The organism is Stenotrophomonas sp. HMWF003 (assembly GCF_003061285.1).
Classification (GTDB): domain Bacteria; phylum Pseudomonadota; class Gammaproteobacteria; order Xanthomonadales; family Xanthomonadaceae; genus Stenotrophomonas; species Stenotrophomonas maltophilia_AP.
Map to the genome: position 1 here is coordinate 1,498 of NZ_QAIW01000428.1, position 2,308 is coordinate 3,805.

1 pseudogene is annotated in these 2,308 nt (G+C 71.4%); it reads left to right on the forward strand.

What is annotated here, in order from left to right:
- Nucleotides 1-2,308: pseudogene (locus tag DBR34_RS21905) on the forward strand (cell surface protein); the annotation flags it as partial.

Consider the following 2,308-nt stretch of genomic DNA (forward strand, 5'->3'; position numbering starts at 1 on the left):
GCCGAAGCCACCGCCGGTTACACCACCGCCATCGGTGGGCTGGCCGTGGCCAGCGCCTTCAACGCCACCGCACTGGGCAGCTTCGCCCAGGCGACCGGGTCCAACAGCGTCGCCGTGGGTGGTGATGCCGAGGCGTCCGGGGCGTACAGCACCGCCACCGGCCAGGGCAGCCTGGCCACCGGCACCAACAGCGTGGCCGTGGGCGGCTCGCTGTTCGGTCTGCTGGCCACCGAAGCGTCGGGCAACTACTCCACCGCCGTGGGCGGCGGGGCATGGTCGCCGGGCGTGAACAGCACCGCGCTCGGCAACGCGGCCACTTCCAGTGGTGAGAACAGCGTGGCCCTCGGTGCCGATTCCATCGCCGACCGCGACGACAGCGTGTCGGTCGGCAGTGCCGATGCGCAGCGCCAGATCACCAACGTGGCCGCCGGTACCGAAGGCACCGATGCGGTCAACCTCAATCAGTTGAACGCGGTGGCCGCCGCGGGTGAAGCCACCAGCAAGTACTTCCAGGCCAGCGGCAGCGACAACAGCGATGCCGGTGCGTACGTGGAAGGCGACGATGCGCTGGCCGCCGGTGAAGCGGCCAATGCGATCGGCGACGGTGCCACCGCACTGGGTGCCGGTGCCAATGCGCTGGCCGCCAGCGCCACGGCAGTGGGCACCAACGCACTGGCCAGCGCCGACGGTGCCGCCGCACTGGGCAGCAACGCGCAGGCCACGGGCGAGAACAGCGTGGCGCTGGGCAGCAACGCCAGCGCCAGCGAGATCGGTGCCAGCGCGGTTGGCGGTGGGGCCATTGCCAGCGGCGCCTATGCCACCGCCAACGGCTTCGAGTCGTCGGCTAGTGGCCAGCAGGCCACCGCGACCGGCTTCCGCAGCACCGCGTCGGACGCCGGTGCATCGGCCTTCGGCAGTTACAGCGAAGCCACCGGGCGCCTGTCCAACGCATTGGGCTACGGCGCGATCGCGTCCAACGCCCTGGCCACGGCCGTGGGCACGTCGGCCACGGCCTCGGGGGCCAGTTCGGTGGCGCTGGGTGAATCCAGCGAAGCGACCGGCGATGAAAGCGTGGCCATCGGTGGCTCGACCTTCTTCGGCCTGCTGCCTGCCCGTGCCAGCGGCACCGGTGCGGCGGCGTTCGGTGCCGGTGCCTGGGCAACCGATGACTACGCCACCGCGATCGGCTGGAACTCGTGGGCCGATGCGGCCAACAGCACCGCGCTCGGTGCCAACGCCATCGCCGAAGGCGTCAACAGTGTCGCGCTGGGCGCCGGTTCGTCGGCCGAGCGTGACAACACGGTTTCGGTCGGCACCGCCACCGCGCAGCGGCAGATCACCAACGTGGCCGACGGTACCGAAGGCACCGATGCGGTCAACGTCAATCAGTTGAGCGCCGTGGCCGAGGTGGCCGAGCAGACCAACCGCCAGTTCAAGGCCTCCGGCAGCGGCAACGGCGATGACGTGGGGGCCTATGTCGATGGCGCCTACGCCACCGCCGCCGGTGAAGCCGCCAATGCGTACGGCACTGGGGCATCGGCCTACGGCAGCGGCGCACTGGCCTCCGGCCGCAATGCGTCGGCGTCGGGCTTCAACGCCTCGGCCACCGCCGATTCGGCCACTGCCATCGGTGGCGCGCTGTACTACGAAGATGCCAACGGCAACGTGATCCTGGACAAGGCCACCAGTGCCAGCGGCACCGGCGCCACCGCGCTCGGCGCTGGTGCGCAGGCCACCGGGGTGTTCAGCACCGCCAGCGGTGCCGGGTCCACGTCGGCCGGGCTGCAGTCGGCGGCGTTCGGCTACAGCGCCGAAGCGGGCAGCGACTACAGCACCGCAGTGGGCGCGTTCAGCGCGGCCAGCGGGGTGCGGACCACCGCGCTCGGCTACGGTGCCGAGGCCAGCGGCGACTACGCCTCGGCACTGGGCTGGGGCAGCACCGCGTCCGGTGCCTACGCCAACGCCATCGGCTACGCCTCGCAGGCCAGCGGTGCCAACAGCGTCGCGGCCGGTTCCAATGCCTGGGCTACTGCGGCGCAGACCACGGCGGTCGGCCAGCTGGCATGGGCCACCTCGGCCGGCTCCACCGCGATCGGCCAGGACAGCTACGCCTACAGCGGCATCAATGCCACGGCGGTGGGCAAGAGTTCCTCGGCCAGTGGCGCGGGCAGCGTCGCGCTGGGTGCCGGTGCACGCACCAGCGAAGCCAACGTGGTCTCGGTCGGTGGCGGCAACGGCACCACCGGTCCGGCCACGCGCCGCATCACCAACGTCGGTGCGGCGGTGAAAGCCAACGACGCGGTGAACA